Consider the following 20,272-nt stretch of genomic DNA (forward strand, 5'->3'; position numbering starts at 1 on the left):
GCCGAATGTAGGCCGGATAAGGTGCTTGCACCGCATCCGGCATAAAAACAGGTTGTCATTATCTATAAAGGGCGTAAGCCCCTCTGTTTATCGGGTTTAGCGCGCTATTGCCTGGCCACCGCTGAACTCCAGATTTTGAGGTGAAAACAATGAAAATGAATAAAAGTCTCATCGCCCTCTGTTTATCAGCAGGGGTGCTGGCGAGTGCGCCTGGAATCAGCCTGGCCAACGTCAACTACGTACCGCAAAACACCAGCGACGCGCCAGCCATTCCATCTGCCGCGCTGCAACAATTAACCTGGACACCGGTCGACCAATCTAAGACTCAGACGACCCAACTGGCGACCGGCGGCCAACAACTGAACATCCCTGGTATCAGTGGCCCGGTTGCCGCATACAGCGTTCCGGCCAATATTGGCGAGCTTACTCTGACGCTGACCAGTGAAGTGAACAAACAAACCAGCGTATTTGCGCCGAATGTGCTGATTCTTGATCAAAACATGACGCCATCGGCCTTCTTCCCCAGCAGTTATTTCACCTATCAGGAACCCGGCGTCATGAGTGCCGATCGCCTGGAAGGGGTTATGCGCCTGACGCCAGCACTGGGGCAGCAAAAGCTTTATGTTCTGGTCTTTACCACTGAAAAAGATCTCCAGCAGACGACCCAACTGCTCGACCCGGCAAAAGCCTATGCCAAAGGCGTTGGTAACTCGGTGCCGGATATTCCAGATCCGGTTGCCCGTCATACCACTGATGGCTTGCTGAAGCTGAAAGTGAAGACCAACTCCAGCTCCAGCGTGTTGGTAGGGCCGCTGTTTGGTTCTTCCGCTCCTGCTCCGGTTACGGTAGGCAACACGGCAGCGCCAGCCGTAGCTGCGCCTGCTCCAGTGTCAGCGAAGAAAAGCGAACCTATGCTCAACGACACGGAAAGTTATTTTAATACCGCGATCAAAAACGCTGTCGCGAAAGGTGATGTTGATAAGGCGTTAAAACTGCTTGATGAAGCTGAACGTCTGGGATCGACATCTGCCCGTTCCACCTTTATCAGCAGTGTAAAAGGCAAGGGGTAATTACGCCCCACAGTGCTGATTTTGCAACAACTGGTGCGTCTTCTGATGCACCTTTTTTTCTCTCCCTTGGTGATTGTTGCGTTATTGTTGCGTATTAGATCACTTAATATGCTTTACATCTCCCGTTAACGCTTTTCTGCGATACAATGCCTTTACGTTATGTAACGGAGAGTTCGGCATGTCACACCCCGCGTTAACGCAACTGCGTGCGCTGCGCTATTTTGCAGAGATCCCTGCGCTGGAACCGCAACTGCTCGACTGGTTGTTGCTGGAAGATTCCATGACCAAACGTTTTGAACAGCAGGGAAAAACGGTGAGTGTGACGATGATCCGCGAAGGGTTTGTCGAGCAGAATGAAATCCCCGAAGAATTGCCGCTGCTGCCGAAAGAGTCTCGTTACTGGTTACGTGAAATTTTGTTATGTGCTGATGGTGAACCCTGGCTTGCCGGGCGTACCGTCGTTCCTGTGTCAACGTTAAGTGGCCCTGAGCTGGCGTTACAAAAATTGGGTAAAACGCCGTTAGGGCGCTATCTGTTCACATCATCGACATTAACCCGGGACTTTATTGAGATAGGCCGTGATGCCGGACTGTGGGGACGACGTTCCCGCCTGCGATTAAGCGGTAAGCCGCTGCTGCTGACCGAACTGTTTTTACCGGCATCACCGTTGTACTAAGAGGAAAAAAATATGGAGTGGAGTCTGACGCAAAATAAGCTGCTGGCGTTTCACCGCTTAATGCGTACGGATAAGCCAATTGGCGCGTTACTGCTGCTCTGGCCAACTTTGTGGGCGCTGTGGGTGGCGACACCAGGTGTTCCCCAGCTCTGGATCCTGGCGGTGTTTGTTGCTGGCGTCTGGCTAATGCGCGCCGCCGGTTGTGTAGTGAATGACTATGCTGACCGTAAGTTTGACGGTCATGTTAAGCGCACGGCAAACCGACCGCTTCCCAGTGGCGCGGTGACTGAGAAAGAGGCGCGCACACTGTTTGTGGTGCTGGTGCTAATTTCGTTCTTACTGGTGCTGACGCTGAATACGATGACCATTCTGTTGTCGATTGCTGCGCTGGTGCTGGCATGGGTTTACCCATTTATGAAACGTTATACCCATCTACCGCAAGTGGTGCTGGGCGCGGCGTTTGGCTGGTCGATTCCAATGGCTTTTGCCGCAGTGAGTGAGTCAGTACCGTTAAGCTGCTGGCTGATGTTCCTCGCCAATATTCTCTGGGCGGTGGCTTACGATACTCAGTACGCGATGGTTGACCGTGACGACGACGTAAAGATTGGCATTAAGTCCACGGCAATCTTGTTTGGTCAATACGATAAGTTGATTATCGGCATTTTGCAGGTCGGCGTACTGGTACTGATGGCGATTATTGGCGAGTTAAATGGCTTAGGCTGGGGATATTACTGGTCAATTCTGGTAGCGGGCGCGCTGTTTGTTTATCAACAAAAACTGATTGCCAATCGCGAGCGTGAAGCCTGCTTTAAAGCGTTTATGAATAATAACTATGTTGGCCTGGTACTATTTTTAGGGCTGGCAATGAGTTACTGGCATTTCTGATGATGTAAAAAAAGTCGGATGATTATGGACTGCACCTTAATCAGTTGGGTGTCCAACTTTTGGGGTGCAGTCCATTATCCGGCTTTTTTCTGTGAAAAGCTGCCTGATGCGCTGCGCTTATCAGCTCTACATAACACATCGCAATTTATTGAATTTGCAGGTCATGGTAGGCCAGATAAGGCGGTTTCGCCGCATCCGGCAACGCTCACCAATTACCCTTCGCCCTGCGTCGCACTCTCAATCGTCAAACGCACATCGGATGTAATCAACTCCGCCAGCAACTGGTACACCTTCATCGTCTCTGCCGGTTCGGCGTCGCCGCTGTCGCTGATATACCCTTCATCACGCAGCGTCAGCACCAGAGAACTGAACACCGCTTTGTCGAAGAACTCCGGTGCGTTGATGCCGTGTAGCACAGAGAGACGTTGTGCCACGGTGCGGCTCTCTTTTTCCAGCGTACCGCGGTTGATTGACGGGTTGGCGCTCAGCAGCCAGAAAGTGATGGCATAACGTTGCAGCGTTTCGCGCGCACCTGCGGCAAGCAACTGAAGCGTGCGGGAATGCGCCGGGTTGATATGCAATTCATCATCTTGCAGCGTAATCAGCCCCTGACGTTGCATCTCATTCGCCAGCGCATCAATCACACCCGGTAATTCGTCGCGATCCCAGCGCAAGAACAGCTCTGCTTTCAGCATTGGATACAGCACGTTAACGTGCTCCATCAATACGTCGCGGGAGATGTGGCGATGCTGCGTTACAATTGCCGCCATCAGTGAAGGCAGAACCAACATATGCGCAATATTGTTGCGATAGTAGGTCATCAGCACCGCTTGCTCACGCGGCAGAATGATGATGTCACCGATGGTGTCTTTCTCGACTTCAAACTTGTTCATCTGCAGCGCGTGATCGATAAGCTCACTGGCGCTGGCTGAAGGCACCGTTGAATCCGCGGAGTAAGGCACGTTGCGCATCAAATCGAGATAACAGTTGAGTTGCTCGGTTAACTGCTCGCGGGTGAGTGAGCGCTGACGTGACGCCAGAAGCGCAGTACAGCACAGGTTCATGGCGTTTGCCGCCCCTGCGTTGTTAATGCGTACCATCAGATCGGCGGCAATGTTATTCACCGTCGGCGTTAACCAGGCTGGACGCACCGCTTCGATGGGGTCGATTGATTCGCGCCAGTCCGGCACATGCTGGTTGAGATAGGTCATCAACGGCATTGGTTCACCGAAGTTGACATAGCCCTGTCCAAGATTACGCAGTTTGCTTAAGCCGCGCAGCATCTGTGGCAGGCTCTCTTTCTCTTTCGTCGCGCCGCGCAGTTCTTTGGCGTAAGTCCCCACTTCCATGACGTGCTCATAACCGATGTAGATCGGAATCAGCGTAATCGGGCGTGTACCGCCACGCAGCATCGCCTGAATGGTCATCGACAGGGTGCCGGTTTTTGGATCAAGCAGACGCCCCGTTCGCGAACGCCCACCCTCCACAAAGTACTCAACGGAATAACCACGGCTGAACAGTTCACCGAGATATTCGCGGAAAACTGTGGAGTAGAGTTTATTGCCTTTAAACGTACGGCGAATAAAGAACGCACCCAGACGGCGGAAAATCGGCCCGGCAGGCCAGAAGTTCAGGTTGATCCCAGCGGCGATATGCGGCGGCACCAGCCCCTGGTGATAAAGCACGTAAGAGAGCAGCAGGTAGTCCATGTGACTGCGATGGCAAGGCACATATACCAGCTCATGACCGTCGTGGGCCAACTGGCGAACGCGCTCGGCGTTATGGACGTTGATGCCCTGATAAAGCCGGTTCCAGGTGAAGCCCAGAATACGGTCAGTCAGGCGGATCATCTCGTAAGAGAAGTTCGCCGCAATCTCTTCCATCAGCGCAATAGCGTTTTGCTGCGCTTTTTCATGGGAGATTTTTTTGCTGCGGGCTTCATCTTCTACCGCTTTGGCAATGGCGCGGGAGGCAAGTAGCTTATTGAACAAGTCCTGACGGGCAGGCAGGCGTGGACCCACGGCAGCAAGGCGCTGGCGGGCAAAGTGCATACGTGCCACGCGCGCCAGTTTCTGGGCGATAATTTTATCCGTGCCGTGTTCATCAGCCATGCGACGCAGCGAAACTGACGGCGAGAAACGCACAAAACTGTCGCGACCAAGCCACAGTACGGCGAAAAATTTCTGCACGCCGTTGAGTATACGCAACGGTGGGTTTACTTCGCCTTTTTCGCGCCCCGGCGCACGACCAAACATCACCGATACCGGCACCATCTGCACATCCAGATTCGGGTTGCTGCGGTGCAGGTCGAGATAATCGTGGAACAGCTTAATGGATTCTTCTTTTGGCGTGTAATAGGTGAAAACACGCGGCCCGCCGTGAATAAACACATAGCGTGGCAGCAGCGTGCCGTCGATCTCCAGCGGCTCTAATGGGTCGGGCAGATCATGTGCCAGACACTGGGCGCGCAACGTCAGCAAATCCGCTTTTGAGTTGTACGGTAAAACGTACATAATTGGACGAGAGGTATCGAGTCCCAGTTCCGGGGCAGGATCTGCCGGAATAGACTTGCTTTTTACCAGGATGCTTAATGGTAAATTCAGTAATTTGTAGTAAATTCGTGGCCAGCCGGACATAAACGATGTAAAGCCTCTGGTTAATAATGCAAATGCGCGGCAAGGATAGCAGAAAGTCATGGGAAATTCTGTGGTATCCGCTCATGTTTCGCGCGGCGTTATGCAAACCCGAGTCATCGGATTTAACGGTACACTGATATTGACGCTCATAATGTAAAAAGGTTCTTTCAATGGCCAATAATACCACTGGATTCACTCGAATTATCAAAGCTGCTGGCTATTCCTGGAAAGGGTTACGCGCAGCATGGATCAACGAAGCGGCATTCCGTCAGGAAGGCGTTGCGGTATTGTTGGCGGTGATCATCGCCTGCTGGCTGGATGTGGACGCGATAACCCGCGTACTGCTTATTAGCTCCGTCATGTTGGTCATGATCGTAGAAATTCTCAATAGCGCCATCGAGGCCGTAGTTGACCGTATTGGCTCCGAATACCATGAGCTTTCCGGGCGAGCGAAAGATATGGGGTCCGCGGCGGTGTTGATCGCGATTATCGTCGCAGTGATTACCTGGTGCATCCTGTTATGGTCGCATTTTGGATAACCCTTCCAGAATTCGATAAATCTCTGGTTTATTGTGCAGTTTATGGTTCCAAAATCACCTTTTGCTGTATATACTCACAGCATAACTGTATATACACCCAGGGGGCGGAATGAAAGCGTTAACGGCCAGGCAGCAAGAGGTGTTTGATCTCATTCGTGATCACATCAGCCAGACAGGTATGCCGCCGACGCGTGCGGAAATCGCGCAGCGTTTGGGGTTCCGTTCCCCAAATGCGGCTGAAGAACATCTGAAGGCGCTGGCACGCAAAGGCGTTATTGAAATTGTTTCCGGCGCATCGCGCGGGATCCGTCTGTTGCATGAAGAGGAAGAAGGGCTGCCGCTGGTAGGCCGTGTGGCTGCTGGTGAACCGCTTCTGGCGCAACAGCATATTGAAGGTCATTATCAGGTCGATCCTTCCCTGTTCAAACCGAATGCCGATTTCCTGCTGCGCGTCAGCGGGATGTCGATGAAAGATATCGGCATTATGGATGGCGATCTGCTGGCAGTGCATAAAACCCAGGATGTACGTAATGGTCAGGTCGTTGTCGCGCGTATTGATGACGAAGTTACCGTTAAACGTCTGAAAAAGCAGGGTAATAAAGTCGAACTGCTGCCAGAAAACAGTGAGTTTAAACCGATTGTCGTTGACCTTCGTCAGCAGAGCTTCACTATTGAAGGGCTGGCAGTTGGGGTTATTCGCAACGGTGACTGGCTGTAATATATCTCTGATACCGCGATGCCGCCTGGCGTCGCGGTTTGTTTTTCATCTCTCTTCATCAGGCTTGTCGGCATGGCATTCCTCACTTCATCTGATAAAGCGCTCTGGCATCTCGCCTTACCCATGATCTTCTCCAATATTACCGTTCCCTTGCTGGGGTTGGTTGATACGGCGGTTATTGGTCATCTTGATAGTCCGGTTTATCTGGGCGGCGTGGCGGTTGGTGCAACGGCGACCAGCTTTCTCTTTATGCTGTTGCTGTTTTTGCGTATGAGTACTACCGGGCTTACTGCACAGGCTTTTGGTGCTCAAAATCCTCAGGCATTAGCGCGGGCGCTGGTGCAGCCGTTGCTGTTGGCGTTGGGGGCTGGGGCGTTGATTGCTCTACTGCGTACGCCGATTATCGATCTGGCGCTGCATATTGTTGGCGGTAGCGAAGCAGTGCTGGAACAGGCGCGGCGCTTTCTTGAAATCCGTTGGCTAAGCGCCCCGGCGTCGCTGGCGAATCTGGTGCTGCTTGGCTGGTTGCTCGGTGTGCAATATGCCCGTGCGCCAGTGATTTTGTTAGTGGTTGGCAATATCCTCAACATTGTGCTGGATATCTGGCTGGTGATGGGACTGCATATGAACGTGCAGGGCGCAGCGCTGGCGACGGTTGTTGCAGAATATGCGACGTTGCTGATTGGTCTGCTCATGGTACGTAAAATCCTCAAACTGCGCGGTATCTCCGGCGAAATGCTGAAAACAGCCTGGCGAGGAAATTTCCGTCGCTTACTGGCGCTTAACCGCGACATCATGCTTCGCTCATTGCTGTTGCAACTCTGCTTTGGCGCAATAACGGTTATTGGCGCGCGGCTGGGGAGCGATATTATCGCTGTTAACGCGGTTCTGATGACGTTACTCACCTTCACCGCCTATGCGTTGGATGGCTTTGCCTACGCCGTTGAAGCGCATTCTGGTCAGGCGTATGGCGCGCGTGACGGTAGTCAATTGCTGGATATCTGGCGCGCAGCGTGCCGCCAGTCAGGTGTCGTGGCACTGTTGTTTTCTGTAGTTTATCTGCTGGCAGGGGAACACATTATCGCGTTGCTGACCTCGTTAACCCAAATTCAGAATCTGGCCGATCGTTACCTTATCTGGCAGGTCATTTTGCCGCTGGTGGGAGTCTGGTGTTATCTGCTGGATGGCATGTTTATTGGCGCAACGCGCGCCGCCGAAATGCGAAACAGCATGGCAGTGGCAGCGGCAGGTTTTGCACTTACGTTACTCACATTGCCGTGGTTGGGTAATCATGGGTTGTGGTTGGCATTAACCGTCTTTCTGGCTCTGCGCGGGCTTTCTCTGGCGGCTATCTGGCGGCGTCATTGGCGCAATGGAACCTGGTTTGCTGAAACGTGATGGTTAAAAATTCTGAATAAATAATCCTGAGCCAAATTCCTGACTACACTTAATCCCACGTTCAGAAGAAAAGCGAGCGTACTCTCATTCACCACCTAACGATGAGGACTTGAATATGAATAAAGACGAAGTCGGCGGTAACTGGAAACAGTTCAAAGGTAAAGTGAAAGAGCAATGGGGAAAACTGACCGATGATGATATGACGGTCATTGAAGGTAAACGTGACCAGTTAGTGGGTAAAATCCAGGAACGTTACGGTTACCAGAAAGATCAGGCAGAGAAAGAGGTTGATAGCTGGGAAAAACGCCATGATTACCGCTGGTAATTAATCCCTCCTGCCCGATGTGTACAAGGACGTACGCCCTCTTAACGTGGTTTCTTTTTCACCTGTACAGAGTGGTCATGCTGGCACTGATCATGATGGCGACACGCTTCTACTTCCACGCACGCTGCACATAATCCGTGCGCTTCAATCACATTATGCCGCAGGGCAAAACCCATTTTTGCCGCCAGTGTATGCATGATGTCTTCTACACCTTCCGCACACTCTTCTTTCACTGCGCCGCAGCGATCGCAAATAAACATTGCGGAGGTATGAGTTGGCTGATCGAACAGATGGCAGAGCACATAGCTGTTGGTGGATTCCACCTTATGTACAAAACCCTGTTCAAGCAGAAAATCTAGTGCGCGATAAACCGTTGGCGGCTTGGCTTGCGGCTCGGCTTCACGCAGCAAATCAAGCAGATCGTAGGCGCTGATTGCCCCTTCCTGCAGACTCATCAAACGCAACACTTCCAGGCGCTGCGGGGTCAGGCGCACATTTCGCTGCGCACAGAGTTTCTCAGCCTGCGCTAATAACTCCTGCGTTGTGGTCTTTTCCATTGGGCACCTCAAAGTGGGGTTAAGAATGTCCTTACTTTACCATAGTTCTCACTTAAACGCCGAGAACAGGGGACATAGCTGTCACATTGCCTGATCGCATATTCGTTATGCTATAGTAGCGCCCCAAATTCACCGGATGCTTAAAAAATCGCCATGTCAGCAGAATCACAAACCGCTTATCCCGCACACCGTTTCTCGATTGCTCCTATGCTCGACTGGACGGACAGACACTGCCGCTATTTCCTGCGTCTGCTTTCCCGCAATACGTTGCTCTATACCGAAATGGTGACCACCGGGGCGATTATTCACGGTAAAGGTGATTACCTGGCGTACAGTGAAGAAGAGCATCCGGTGGCGTTGCAGTTGGGTGGAAGCGATCCGGCGGCGCTGGCGCAATGTGCGAAGCTGGCACAAGCGCGCGGATACGATGAGATCAACCTGAATGTTGGCTGCCCATCTGACCGGGTGCAGAACGGGATGTTTGGCGCGTGCCTGATGGGCAATGCGCAATTGGTAGCCGACTGCGTGAAAGCGATGCGCGATGTGGTGTCGATTCCGGTGACGGTGAAAACGCGTATTGGCATTGATGATCAGGACAGTTATGAATTTCTCTGTGATTTCATCAACACCGTTTCCGGCAAAGGCGAATGCGAGATGTTTATCATCCACGCGCGTAAAGCCTGGCTTTCTGGTTTAAGTCCGAAAGAAAACCGTGAAATCCCGCCGCTCGATTACCCGCGCGTCTATCAACTGAAGCGTGATTTCCCGCATCTGACGATGTCGATTAACGGTGGTATTAAGTCGCTGGAAGAGGCTAAAGCGCATTTGCAACATATGGATGGTGTGATGGTCGGGCGCGAGGCGTATCAAAACCCCGGCATTCTGGCGGCGGTGGATCGTGAGATTTTTGGTTCCTCGGATACCGATGCCGATCCGGTGGCGGTGGTACGAGCCATGTATCCGTACATTGAACGCGAGCTTAGCCAGGGTACGTATCTCGGTCATATCACCCGCCATATGTTGGGGTTGTTCCAGGGGATCCCTGGCGCGCGGCAGTGGCGGCGTTATTTAAGTGAAAATGCCCATAAAGCAGGTGCCGATATTAACGTGCTGGAACACGCGCTCAAACTGGTGGCGGACAAGCGTTAATTTTTCACCATAAAGTAGTCAAATTCACTACGCCCTGCGCACGGTCGCGGGGCGTTTTCTTTGATAAATCAATATATTAGTTTTTGGCATGATTCTTGTAATGGCAGCAAGAGATTTCATTTTTGGGAGAACATCATGCTGGAACTACTTTTCGTTATTGGCTTTTTTGTCATGTTGATGGTCACTGGTGTTTCGTTGCTGGGTATTATCGCCGCGCTGGTTGTGGCGACGGCCATTATGTTCCTCGGCGGTATGCTGGCATTGATGATCAAGTTGTTGCCGTGGCTGCTGTTGGCGATTGCAGTAGTGTGGGTAATCAAGACGATTAAAGCACCAAAAGTGCCGAAATATCAGCGCTATGACCGCTGGCGTTACTAAGGGATTGTGCGGATGATCACAACCTAAGGTTTTATCCTTAGAACAAAATAGGAATTGATAATCAAATCTGTCACTATTGCGCGTCAAACAAATTCATCGAGCTGTACCCTACATACAGCCGAACTATAAAAGAAAGGGCTTCCCAGGTGGAAGCCCAATTTCTTTATGGGATCAGTAGACTGGAACCCTGCGTTGCCCGGCTTTCCAGAATCTCATGCGCGCGCCGCGCATCCTTCAGCGGATATTTTTGTTGCTCCGCGACATCGACCTTAATCACGCCGCTGGCAATTAATGAAAACAGTTCATTACTGGCTTCGGTTAACTCATCCCGCGTGGTGATATAGCCTTGCAAGGAAGGGCGCGTCACATACAGCGAGCCTTTCTGATTGAGAATGCCTAAGTTCACACCGGTAACCGCGCCTGATGAGTTGCCAAAACTGACCATTAAACCGCGACGTTGCAGACAATCCAGCGACCGTTCCCAGGTATCTTTGCCTACGGAATCGTATACCACGCGCACTTTCTTGCCGTCGGTGATCTCTTTTAATCGCTCGACCAGATTTTCGTCGCGATAGTTAATCACCTGCCATGCCCCGGCTTTTATGGCACTTTGTGCTTTTTGCGCGGTGCTCACGGTGCCAATAAGTTTCGCCCCTAAGGCTTTCGCCCACTGACAGGCTATCAGGCCCACACCACCCGCCGCGGCATGAAACAGGAATTGCTCGTCAGGTTTGATTTCATAGGTTTTACGCAGCAGATAATAAACCGTTAAGCCTTTCAGGAACGAGGCGGCAGCTTGCTCAAAAGAGATCGCTGCTGGCAGAATCGCTGCTTTATCAGCATTGACGTTATGCACAGAACTGTAAGCCCCTAATGCCGCCTGCGCATAGACCACGCGATCGCCTGCTTTAATATGTTTCACACTACTGCCGACTTTACTTACTATGCCAGCCGCTTCGGTGCCTAATCCACTGGGCAGTGATGGCGGCGGATAAAGGCCGCTGCGGATATACGTGTCGATAAAATTGATGCCAATCGCTTTATTTTCGACCTGGATTTCATTCTCTGCTGGATCGGCAGGAGTAAACTCCACGGCTTGCAGTACTTCCGGGCCACCATGCTTGTGAAATTCGATGCGCGTTGCCATTTAAACTCCTTTACTGAGCGACATATCTGTTTTAAGCCTAACAGTAGTCGCCAGGCCACGCGGGGATTTTTTCCGGTCTGCGGTCACAACCCGGAATATCTCTGGTCAGTATGAAACAGCGTCGCCAAAATCCAGTTTTGCCACTGGTGCTCAAAGTTGGTTAGCGTTAATACGCCTCGCTCACGGCACGGGCGAGTCCAGGTTTGGTAACTATTAGCATCCAGACAAACACAAATCATAAATTGCCGGGCATCCTGATTTTCAGGTCGAAAACGCCAGGTCAGGAGTGGCCCACCGGGTGTTTGCGGTGCGATACCGGCTTCACCATCATAGATCGCTCTGGCACCACGACTTCCTCCACCGTTTTCGATATAGCATTGTAAAGAGCGTAGTACCGCCAGCGCCAGTTGCGCACTTTGCCGCCACTGGAAAGATTGGGCGAGGCTGTTTTCATCGCTTTGAATACCTTCCCGGCGAATATCTTCACAGAGTGTTGCTATGGTTTGCGCGGCAGCGTTGATCTCCTGTGTATGACACAAAATTGCGGCATGGTGGCTCATGGTATTTTGTATCGCTTCTCGCACGTCGTCGCGCAGCAGTCCTTGATTCAGGTACTGTTGCGCCTCGTTAATCGTACTGAGAATTTGTTGCCTCTCGAGAGGGAGGTTTTGGCTTTTCTGATGAGCAATATGCAATGCACAGCGGCGGGCGAAAACTTGCCCGGCATTGAGCGCTGATCCACCAGGGCGCGTGACACCATGTGTTCCGGCATTTTCTCCGACAGCATAACAACCAATTAGCGAGGTACGCCCCCAAATATCAACATCAATTCCGCCATTAAGATGTTGATTGTTTAACGTAAATTTTAGTGGTGAGGCAGTCAGGTCATGACCATGCATCTGATACAAACGAAGAGCCAGTGGATTCATCTGTGTTAATCGCGCCAGTGGTTGCGCCAACAGAGCGTGATTTTCTTGCAGATAGCCGATGACATCATCATCCAGTTCCTGCAGGTTGAATGGCGTTCCGTCCGCTGCGGGGGCCGGTTCCTGCAGAAAATCGAGGAAAACATCGCGCCCTTTTTGTGTCTCCTCATATACCGCGACATCTAGCAGGCTGGAGCCATATTTCAGCATTCGTTCCGCGTGAAACGGCCATTGGTAACCTTTGCGAAATATAGCGGAGGCCAGCATACGAGTCGTGGGGTAATAAGCTGCCAGAAAATTATACTGACGTCCGGAGTGGTCCTGCGAGTAGATGCGCGGCATTGCTTGCATGTAAGTACCGGAAAGATTCCACGGAAACTGGCTGCGCGGTGTACCGATACCAAACTGACTTTCCGTAAGATTCACCAGGGTTATACCTGCTTCCAGTGCCATGCCCAACGCACTAAAGCAGTTCACCGGATAGACACTGTCACGATAAAGTTCACCAGGCCCGCCCGTGGCTAAAACCAGATGTTGGCAGCGAATCACTACCATTCGCCAGGGATTATCCCGACAGGCTTTATCGATTGCGATCACCCCTGCGACTCGTCTATTTTCTCCTTCATCACTGGTCAGGATACGAATCGCTGTTGTGTGATCGCAAAGAGGGATATTAAGGCGCATTGCCTCCTGAGCCAGCACCTTAACCATCAGGCGCGATGTGCGTGGGCCGCAACTGGTTGCGCGGCCAAACTCATCGTGATCGGTTTGATAACGCAACGTTGCGCCAAAGAGATCTTCTGGCAGATCCAGACCCAGATATTTCAGTACTTCACAGGTGTTCACTGATCCGACGGCCTCAACATATGCAGTGTCATAATCCATCGAACCGCCCGCCGCCAGAGAGTCACTTAATGCCAGAAAATGGTCACCATTTGCACGAGTATTGGCGGTGTGAAGCGTTTGTTTATCAGAACCAGAACAGGCGGAAGTGCCCCAGAAGGCTTTGCTGGAGGCTACCATCACATCGACATTCTGTCGCTTGAGCTCAACTGCGGCACGCCACCCGGCGGCACCGCTTCCCAAAACCAGAGTGTTGCAAAGGTACTCTGGCAATAGTGAACCGTTGAGGTCGATATACCCGCTGGTCTGAGCCAGCGGTGCGTAATGGGGCATTTTCACGTCTATCAGGGAATCGATAATGGATTCAGAGACATTATGCGTCATGGTATGACCCCGTAGTTTGATTGCGTCGGGAGACGGTGATCACGCTTGCATCGGCCAGATCATCAAGATCACGATCGCGTGTTTCTGGCGCAAAAAAGGTCGCAATGATCGTGCCAACGGTCAACAGACTGAGGTAAATCGCAATTGGCATCCAGGCGGCAATACCGCTTGGATCGTTGGTGTGAATTACCCAGGAGATGATGGCTGAGCCAACCAGCGGGGCGATCCCCCCCGCGATAACTGCAGAAACTTCCCTTGCCAGTGCTACGCCAATATAACGATGGCGGGCACCAAACAATTCCGGCAGGAAAGCGCCCTGAGCGCCGAACATCCCCCATGCCCCAACACCCAACGCCAGAGAAAGAGAGACAATCGTGACCGGAACATTGCCGTGGCTGAAAGACCACCATACCGGAAAGGTGATCAATAGCTGAAAAATTGCCAGGCTGCGATAGACAATAACCCTGCCGAAGCGGTCTGTCAGCCAACCAGCAACGGGCACCATAATTGCGCCTACCACCACCGCGGACATTAGACACAGTGTGCCGACCGATTTATCCAGCCCAACCACACCAACGATATAGCTAATAGCTAAAGCCTGATAAATCGAAGAGCCGCCGTTTTCTGCCAGTCGCAAACCAATCCCCACGAAGACGTTGCGGCGTGACGTTTTCAGCAAATTGCGTAAAGGTGATTCTGTAACTTGTTGGCGAGCTTCAAGTTTGGCGAATGACGGTGACTCTTTAAGATGCAGACGAATATAAATGGCCACCGCGATAATCACCACGCTGGAGAGGAAGGGCAGACGCCACCACCAGGTTTCGGCAAGATTTGTCACATTGTGGAGCAGGATGAAGTAAACGGCAGATGCCATAAACGTACCAATCTGAATACCAAGGAACGGCAGCGCAGCGTAATAACCCCGTTTGCCGTTGGGGGCATATTCGGTCATCAGTACAGCCGCTCCAGCCTGTTCCGCACCCGCGCCAAGCCCTTGTAACAGGCGTAATGCGATAAGCATGATCGGTGCCCAGATCCCTGCTGTTTCGTAGGTGGGTAAAACCCCAATCAACGTGCTGGCGATCCCCATTAACAACACCGTTGCGAGCAGGACAAATTTACGTCCCAGACGATCACCTAATGAGCCGAAGAGAATGCCGCCTACCGGTCTGACGGCAAACCCGAGAAAGTAAGTACCAAAACTGGCGATAAGCGCCATTCCCGGTTCCTGATTAGGAAAAAAGAGTGGCCCAAAAATAATGGCGGAGGCCAGGCTGTAAAGTGCGAAATCGTAGTATTCCAGTGCGCTGCCGAGAGAGCAGGTCCACGCCGCGCGACGCAGATCTGCTGATGAAACATTCGTTTTTTCAGCTAGTTGTGTAGGTTGCATGATGTATCTCCTTTCAGACGGATAAAAGAGATCCGCCCAAAATCAATGGGATTCTGCGTTGTTGTTAAAATCCAAAATGAAACGTTAAGTTATCGGGCGCTAAAGTTCGGTTGACGCTTCTCGGCAAATGCCTGACTGCCTTCACGAGCATCTTGAGTAGTGGAGGAAAAAGCGCCAGCCAGTGCTTCAAGCGTTGAGGCCACGGCAATACCTTCACCGGCATCAATAACCTGTTTGGCTAGCTGCACAGCAATGGGAGCGCGCTGGGCAATACGTTGTGCCAGTTGCTGCCCGGCATCGTGTAACGCTTCTCTGGCGACAACACGATTTACCAGTCCGCAGGACAGTGCACGTTGCGCATCCAGTGGTTCGCCCGTAAATATCAATTCTTTCACCAGTGAGCGCCCAATCAGTGCCGTCAGCCGCTGAGTACCTGACCAGCCAGGCACTGTCGCCAGCCCGGTTTCTGGTAGCGCCATCCGTGCTTCGTCGCTACAAATACGGATATCGGCGGTAGCAGCCAGTTCCAGGCCACCGCCATAGGCGAGGCCGTGCATCAGAGCAATTACGGGCTGTGGCAGTTGTGCCAGTGCGTCAAATGCCTGATGACCGCGACGGATCCAGTTGCGCCACATATCGAGCGCAGAAAGAGAGGACCAGCGATGAATATCCGCGCCGACACAAAATGCTTTTTCACTGGCACTGGTCAGTAGTACCACGCGGATCTCCGAATCAGTTTCCAGCGTATGGCAATGTGTTAGTAGCTGTTCAAGCATCTCCGGAGTTAATGCGTTGAGTTTCGCCGGGCGGTTAATCACCAGTGTGGCAACGAAATCGTTGCGCAGGAGGTCAATGGTGCCGTTACTCATGGTCACTTCCTTGTTGAAAATAGAGGGGATTCATTAACTTGAGATCGTCTGCCAGACGGAGTGGGGCATCGCTTTGGGAGAGAATGTCGCGTTCAGGCTCAATACCCGGGGCAATTTCCGTGACCAGTAACCCGTCTGGTGTTAATTCCAACACGCAGCGTTCAGTGATGTATTGCACTTGTTGACCTCGCGCCATCGCGCGTTTGCCAGAGAACGTCACGTGGGCGACTTCTTGCACCAGTTTTTTGGCTTTGCCTTCTTTAATGATACGTAGTTGGCCATCTTCCAGTTGTAGCTGTGCACCCGCATTGAAAAAGCCAGAGAAAATAATCCGCTTCGCATGTGAAGTGATATCAATAAAACCACCGCATCCGGCAGTCACATGTGGATGAGCGGGCAGATGCGAGACGTTTACTGAGCCATCTGCGCCGATTTGTAAAAATGACATCAGAGTGAGATCAAAGCCACCGCCCTGGAAATAGGTGAATTGCTGGGGAGAGGGCAAAAATGCTTCCGCATTAGAAGCGCAGCCGAACTGAAATTCCAGCAGTGGAACTCCGCCAATCGCCCCTTGTTCCAGCAGCCAGGTGACGTCACCGTGGCGACCTTGTTCCAGCAAAATACGCGGCACGTTGGCAGAAATACCAAAGCCAATATTTACCGCATCACCACGTTGTAGTTCTTGCGCGACTCGCTGGGCAATAACCCGCGCCGGGCTATGTTCCATATAACTAAAGTCTGACAGCGGACGACTGATTTCGCCGGAAATAGCAGGTTCGTATTGCGTTTGCGTGGTTTGTGTTTGTTCCGGTGCAATTACGATGTAATCCACCAATACACCAGGAATACGCACCTCTTTTGGTTTCAGGCTTCCGGCAGCAACCTGCCGTTTTACTTGCGCAATTACGATTCCACCGTTATTGCGAACGGCGGTGGCTTGTTCCAGTGGCCCAAGATAAGCCCCTTCATGTTCATAAGTCAGATTGCCGCGTTCATCGGCAGTAGTAGCGCGAATGATAGCCACCTGGGGCACGATACTGGGGAAAAACAGCCAGTCGTCGTTAGCAAATCGAACACGTTCAACCAGAGATTGTTGCGCCGCTTTTTCATTCATTGCACCGCCCTGCAACAGGGGATCTACATAAGTATCCATACCTGTTTGTGTCAGCACGCCAGGGCGATGAGCCGCGGCTTCCCGGTGCATATCAAATAAGATCCCGGAAGGCAGATTCCAGGCGGGGATCGCGTTGTCATTGATCATTTGCCAGATTAACGGAGGCGTCATTGATGATGGCCCGGAGGGGTAGGAGCCTGCGATCACTTTTGCCAGTAAGCCCGGTTGCGCCAGATGATCGACACCTTTTACGCCATACATATCACCTGCAGCGATAGGGTGGATGGTAGTGATGTTTTGCGGATATCCGGCACGTTGAAAGCGTTCACCTATTGCCGCCAGCACGACATCCGGGCAACCCATTCCACTGGAGGAGGAGACGGTGACAACTGCGCCATCAGCAATCAAATCTGCAGCTTCCGATGCAGTGATCGTGCGTACAGAGCACATAATAATTTCCTTATTTCGATATAAAAATAATTAAAAATATGCATGTATAACAATGTAATAGTGATTATAAATTAATTGGAACGATCTAATTTATGCGTAATTTGTACGATTGGTGTGCAAAAAAAACAATAAGCGAAGTGTGAATCTGTGATCGAAACGACGATCTCCTGCGATCCCGGGGGTAACGGATCGCATGAGCAAAAGGAGATTATGATAAAGTAAATGCCTTGATCTTATGGGGGATTGGAGTAGTCATGGCGAAGTCGGATACAGGAAGAAAGCGGGTAACATTAACCGATGTTGCACGTGCGGCTGGCGTTTCGAAATCGACCGTGTCGCTGGTACTCAACGACAGTCCGTTGATCAAAAAAGAGACTCAACAAAAAGTCCAACAAGCCATTGAGCAATTAGGCTATGTCTATAACCGTTTTGCCGCCAATCTACGTTCGCAAAAATCACTGACTATCGGCGTGGTGATTGATGATTTGACCAACCCTTTCTTCGCTGAATTTACAATGGGCCTTGAGATGACGCTGGCGGAGCACGGTTTTATCACCGTAATGTCCAATACCTCCCAGCGTAGCGATCGGCAAAAACAGGTACTTGATACCTTGCTGGAACACCACGTCGCGGGCATTGTCCTCTGTCCAGTAAACAGCACCTCAGAAGCCGATTTACAGCGTTATGCCAACAGTTCCACACCCTTATTAATCACGATGCGCCCTCTGGACTGGCAACAATTGCCCGTCGATTACGTTGGCGTGGACAGCCACGCAGGTGTCCGGGAAGCTACGGAATATCTCATTCAACAAGGACACCGGGACATCGTGTTTATTGGGGGGCTTACGCACCATATGCGTTATCAGGGATATCTGGAGGCGATGAACCATCATGGTTTACAACCGTGGAGTACTGATGCTTTTTCGCTGCGTGCTGAACCGACTCAGGCCAACGGCTACCAGTTGATGCAACAACTGTTAGATATGCCTTCGCCACCGACAGCAGTAATTTGTTATAACGATCTCATGGCTTTTGGCGCGGAATCGGCGTTAGGCGAAAGAGGGGTGCTTGCCGGAAAAGATATTTCGCTGATTGGTAATGACGGCGTGGCGGCTTGCGCTTACAGTAACCCGCCGTTAACCACCATTGCGGTAGAACCACTGGCGCTGGGGAAACAAGCGGCGCAGCAAATTCTACGGCGTATCGCGCAACCTGATGCGCCGCTCAGCCATTACGTTTATCGCCCAACCCTGCAAATTCGCGCTTCCACCGGAAAGCAGGGGCGTTAAATGCTGTAGCGAGAAACCGTTTCTCGCTATACTCTCTTGTCCCCCGTTCAACATCAGGTAACACCATTCGTTATGGCAGGCAATAAACCCTTCAACAAACAACAAACTGAACCCCGCGAACGCGATCCACAAGTTGCCGGGCTGAAAGTGCCTCCGCACTCGATCGAAGCGGAGCAGTCGGTGTTGGGCGGTTTAATGCTGGATAACGAACGCTGGGATGATGTGGCCGAGCGTGTGGTGGCAGACGATTTCTACACCCGTCCGCACCGTCATATCTTTACCGAAATGGCGCGTTTGCAGGAAAGCGGTAGCCCCATCGACCTGATCACCCTGGCAGAATCGCTGGAGCGCCAGGGGCAACTCGACAGCGTTGGTGGTTTTGCCTATCTGGCGGAACTGTCAAAAAATACGCCAAGTGCGGCAAACATCAGTGCATATGCCGACATCGTGCGCGAACGTGCCGTTGTCCGTGAGATGATCTCGGTTGCTAATGAGATTGCCGAAGCCGGTTTTGATCCGCAAGGACGCACCAGTGAAGACCTGCTCGACCTTGCTGAGTCTCGCGTCTTTAAAATTGCCGAAAGTCGTGCCAATAAAGACGAAGGACCGAAGAACATCGCTGATGTGCTCGACGCCACGGTGGCGCGTATTGAGCAACTTTTCCAGCAGCCGCACGATGGTGTAACCGGTGTTAATACCGGCTACGACGATCTCAACAAAAAAACCGCGGGTTTGCAGCCGTCGGATTTGATCATCGTCGCGGCACGTCCGTCGATGGGTAAAACGACATTTGCGATGAACCTCGTTGAAAATGCGGCGATGTTGCAGGATAAACCGGTATTGATCTTCTCGCTGGAGATGCCATCAGAACAGATTATGATGCGTTCTCTGGCGTCACTGTCACGTGTTGACCAGACCAAAATCCGTACCGGGCAGCTTGATGATGAAGACTGGGCGCGCATTTCCGGCACGATGGGCATTTTGCTCGAAAAACGTAATATCTATATCGATGATTCCTCCGGCCTGACGCCAACGGAAGTGCGCTCCCGCGCGCGCCGTATTGCCCGTGAGCACGGCGGCATCGGGCTTATCATGATCGACTACCTGCAATTGATGCGCGTACCGGCGCTTTCCGATAACCGTACGCTGGAAATTGCAGAAATCTCCCGCTCGCTAAAAGCGCTGGCAAAAGAGCTGAACGTGCCGGTGGTGGCACTCTCGCAGTTGAACCGCTCTCTGGAACAACGTGCCGACAAACGCCCGGTCAACTCTGACCTACGTGAATCCGGCTCCATCGAGCAGGATGCGGACTTGATCATGTTTATCTATCGTGATGAGGTTTATCACGAAAACAGTGATTTAAAAGGCATCGCGGAAATTATTATCGGTAAACAACGTAACGGCCCAATCGGGACGGTACGGCTGACCTTTAACGGTCAATGGTCGCGCTTTGATAATTACGCAGGGCCGCAATACGACGACGAGTAATAATTATTTTATAAATCAGGTAATTAAAGCAAACACTTATC

General features: G+C 51.8%; 18 protein-coding genes. 11 read left to right on the forward strand and 7 right to left on the reverse strand.

Features of this window, described 5'->3' with window-relative positions; translation table 11 throughout:
• The first annotated feature begins 149 nt into the window (after positions 1–149).
• The 3 genes from malM (at position 150) to ubiA (ending at position 2,631) form a co-directional block, all read left to right on the forward strand.
• The gene (malM, locus tag A31E_RS02895) at positions 150–1,070 is read left to right on the forward strand and encodes a maltose operon protein MalM (RefSeq protein WP_001517567.1); all 921 of its coding nucleotides are present in this window, start codon (positions 150–152) and stop codon (positions 1,068–1,070) included.
• 178 nt (positions 1,071–1,248) lie between these two features.
• Positions 1,249–1,746 (forward strand): chorismate lyase, encoded by a 498-nt coding sequence (gene ubiC, locus A31E_RS02890; RefSeq protein ID WP_000019214.1) that lies wholly within the window; start codon positions 1,249–1,251, stop codon positions 1,744–1,746.
• 12 nt (positions 1,747–1,758) lie between these two features.
• Positions 1,759–2,631, forward strand: coding sequence for a 4-hydroxybenzoate octaprenyltransferase (gene ubiA, locus A31E_RS02885; protein WP_000455236.1), 873 nt, complete (start codon positions 1,759–1,761; stop codon positions 2,629–2,631).
• A 212-nt stretch (positions 2,632–2,843) separates the two neighbouring features.
• On the opposite strand, the gene plsB is transcribed toward ubiA, so the two are convergent.
• Positions 2,844–5,267, reverse strand: coding sequence for a glycerol-3-phosphate 1-O-acyltransferase PlsB (gene plsB, locus A31E_RS02880; protein ID WP_001517568.1), 2,424 nt, complete (start codon positions 5,265–5,267; stop codon positions 2,844–2,846).
• A 170-nt stretch (positions 5,268–5,437) separates the two neighbouring features.
• On the opposite strand from plsB, the gene dgkA reads away from it, so the two are divergent.
• The 4 genes from dgkA to A31E_RS02860 all read left to right on the forward strand — a co-directional run bounded on the left by dgkA (position 5,438) and on the right by A31E_RS02860 (position 8,247).
• Positions 5,438–5,806: a diacylglycerol kinase gene (gene dgkA / locus A31E_RS02875; protein ID WP_000002905.1), complete on the forward strand. Its 369-nt coding sequence runs from the start codon at positions 5,438–5,440 to the stop codon at positions 5,804–5,806.
• Positions 5,807–5,915: 109 nt separating this feature from the next.
• Positions 5,916–6,524 (forward strand): transcriptional repressor LexA, encoded by a 609-nt coding sequence (gene lexA, locus A31E_RS02870; protein WP_000646076.1) that lies wholly within the window; start codon positions 5,916–5,918, stop codon positions 6,522–6,524.
• A gap of 72 nt (positions 6,525–6,596) precedes the next feature.
• A complete protein-coding gene (dinF, locus tag A31E_RS02865) occupies positions 6,597–7,922 on the forward strand; it encodes an MATE family efflux transporter DinF (RefSeq protein WP_001517569.1) in 1,326 nt (441 codons plus the stop codon).
• Between the two features lie 115 nt (positions 7,923–8,037).
• Positions 8,038–8,247, forward strand: a complete 210-nt coding sequence (locus A31E_RS02860; protein WP_001030602.1) for a CsbD family protein — start codon at positions 8,038–8,040, stop codon at positions 8,245–8,247.
• A 41-nt stretch (positions 8,248–8,288) separates the two neighbouring features.
• Here the strand turns inward: A31E_RS02860 and zur are convergent, their stop codons facing one another.
• Positions 8,289–8,804 (reverse strand): zinc uptake transcriptional repressor Zur, encoded by a 516-nt coding sequence (gene zur / locus A31E_RS02855; RefSeq protein WP_000416265.1) that lies wholly within the window; start codon positions 8,802–8,804, stop codon positions 8,289–8,291.
• Between the two features lie 153 nt (positions 8,805–8,957).
• Between zur and dusA the strand changes: the two genes are divergently transcribed.
• Together dusA and pspG are read left to right on the forward strand one after the other, a co-directional pair.
• Positions 8,958–9,953: a tRNA dihydrouridine(20/20a) synthase DusA gene (dusA, locus tag A31E_RS02850; protein ID WP_001272039.1), complete on the forward strand. Its 996-nt coding sequence runs from the start codon at positions 8,958–8,960 to the stop codon at positions 9,951–9,953.
• Positions 9,954–10,088: 135 nt separating this feature from the next.
• Positions 10,089–10,331: an envelope stress response protein PspG gene (pspG, locus tag A31E_RS02845; RefSeq protein ID WP_000891405.1), complete on the forward strand. Its 243-nt coding sequence runs from the start codon at positions 10,089–10,091 to the stop codon at positions 10,329–10,331.
• Between the two features lie 163 nt (positions 10,332–10,494).
• Here the strand turns inward: pspG and A31E_RS02840 are convergent, their stop codons facing one another.
• The 5 genes from A31E_RS02840 to A31E_RS02820 form a co-directional block, all read right to left on the reverse strand.
• The gene (locus A31E_RS02840) at positions 10,495–11,478 is read right to left on the reverse strand and encodes a quinone oxidoreductase (protein ID WP_000235536.1); all 984 of its coding nucleotides are present in this window, start codon (positions 11,476–11,478) and stop codon (positions 10,495–10,497) included.
• Between the two features lie 83 nt (positions 11,479–11,561).
• Positions 11,562–13,631: an FAD-dependent oxidoreductase gene (locus A31E_RS02835; protein WP_016249466.1), complete on the reverse strand. Its 2,070-nt coding sequence runs from the start codon at positions 13,629–13,631 to the stop codon at positions 11,562–11,564.
• The gene (locus tag A31E_RS02830) at positions 13,621–15,021 is read right to left on the reverse strand and encodes an MFS transporter (protein ID WP_016249467.1); all 1,401 of its coding nucleotides are present in this window, start codon (positions 15,019–15,021) and stop codon (positions 13,621–13,623) included. The genes A31E_RS02835 and A31E_RS02830 overlap by 11 nt, the downstream gene beginning before the upstream one ends.
• 89 nt (positions 15,022–15,110) lie before the next feature.
• Positions 15,111–15,890: an enoyl-CoA hydratase/isomerase family protein gene (locus A31E_RS02825; RefSeq protein WP_000064839.1), complete on the reverse strand. Its 780-nt coding sequence runs from the start codon at positions 15,888–15,890 to the stop codon at positions 15,111–15,113.
• A complete protein-coding gene (locus A31E_RS02820; protein WP_016249468.1) occupies positions 15,883–17,454 on the reverse strand; it encodes an acyl CoA:acetate/3-ketoacid CoA transferase in 1,572 nt (523 codons plus the stop codon). The genes A31E_RS02825 and A31E_RS02820 overlap by 8 nt, the downstream gene beginning before the upstream one ends.
• A gap of 254 nt (positions 17,455–17,708) precedes the next feature.
• On the opposite strand from A31E_RS02820, the gene A31E_RS02815 reads away from it, so the two are divergent.
• A complete protein-coding gene (locus A31E_RS02815; protein WP_001129779.1) occupies positions 17,709–18,743 on the forward strand; it encodes a LacI family DNA-binding transcriptional regulator in 1,035 nt (344 codons plus the stop codon).
• Positions 18,744–18,815: 72 nt separating this feature from the next.
• Positions 18,816–20,231, forward strand: coding sequence for a replicative DNA helicase (gene dnaB, locus A31E_RS02810; RefSeq protein ID WP_001517572.1), 1,416 nt, complete (start codon positions 18,816–18,818; stop codon positions 20,229–20,231).
• Positions 20,232–20,272: the final 41 nt, after the last annotated feature.

Origin of the sequence: Escherichia sp. KTE159, from assembly GCF_000408805.1 — a bacterium.
Classification (GTDB): Bacteria; Pseudomonadota; Gammaproteobacteria; order Enterobacterales; family Enterobacteriaceae; genus Escherichia; species Escherichia marmotae.

Excerpts from the sequence above, each read along its gene's own strand:
- malM (WP_001517567.1), top strand. The coding sequence starts at position 150 with ATGAAAATGAATAAAAGTCTCATCGCCCTCTGTTTATCAGCAGGGGTG.
- ubiC (WP_000019214.1), top strand. The coding sequence starts at position 1,249 with ATGTCACACCCCGCGTTAACGCAACTGCGTGCGCTGCGCTATTTTGCA.
- ubiA (WP_000455236.1), top strand. The coding sequence starts at position 1,759 with ATGGAGTGGAGTCTGACGCAAAATAAGCTGCTGGCGTTTCACCGCTTA.
- plsB (WP_001517568.1), bottom strand. The coding sequence starts at position 5,267 with ATGTCCGGCTGGCCACGAATTTACTACAAATTACTGAATTTACCATTA.
- dgkA (WP_000002905.1), top strand. The coding sequence starts at position 5,438 with ATGGCCAATAATACCACTGGATTCACTCGAATTATCAAAGCTGCTGGC.
- lexA (WP_000646076.1), top strand. The coding sequence starts at position 5,916 with ATGAAAGCGTTAACGGCCAGGCAGCAAGAGGTGTTTGATCTCATTCGT.
- dinF (WP_001517569.1), top strand. The coding sequence starts at position 6,597 with ATGGCATTCCTCACTTCATCTGATAAAGCGCTCTGGCATCTCGCCTTA.
- A31E_RS02860 (WP_001030602.1), top strand. The coding sequence starts at position 8,038 with ATGAATAAAGACGAAGTCGGCGGTAACTGGAAACAGTTCAAAGGTAAA.
- zur (WP_000416265.1), bottom strand. The coding sequence starts at position 8,804 with ATGGAAAAGACCACAACGCAGGAGTTATTAGCGCAGGCTGAGAAACTC.
- dusA (WP_001272039.1), top strand. The coding sequence starts at position 8,958 with ATGTCAGCAGAATCACAAACCGCTTATCCCGCACACCGTTTCTCGATT.
- pspG (WP_000891405.1), top strand. The coding sequence starts at position 10,089 with ATGCTGGAACTACTTTTCGTTATTGGCTTTTTTGTCATGTTGATGGTC.
- A31E_RS02840 (WP_000235536.1), bottom strand. The coding sequence starts at position 11,478 with ATGGCAACGCGCATCGAATTTCACAAGCATGGTGGCCCGGAAGTACTG.
- A31E_RS02835 (WP_016249466.1), bottom strand. The coding sequence starts at position 13,631 with ATGACGCATAATGTCTCTGAATCCATTATCGATTCCCTGATAGACGTG.
- A31E_RS02830 (WP_016249467.1), bottom strand. The coding sequence starts at position 15,021 with ATGCAACCTACACAACTAGCTGAAAAAACGAATGTTTCATCAGCAGAT.
- A31E_RS02825 (WP_000064839.1), bottom strand. The coding sequence starts at position 15,890 with ATGAGTAACGGCACCATTGACCTCCTGCGCAACGATTTCGTTGCCACA.
- A31E_RS02820 (WP_016249468.1), bottom strand. The coding sequence starts at position 17,454 with ATGTGCTCTGTACGCACGATCACTGCATCGGAAGCTGCAGATTTGATT.
- A31E_RS02815 (WP_001129779.1), top strand. The coding sequence starts at position 17,709 with ATGGCGAAGTCGGATACAGGAAGAAAGCGGGTAACATTAACCGATGTT.
- dnaB (WP_001517572.1), top strand. The coding sequence starts at position 18,816 with ATGGCAGGCAATAAACCCTTCAACAAACAACAAACTGAACCCCGCGAA.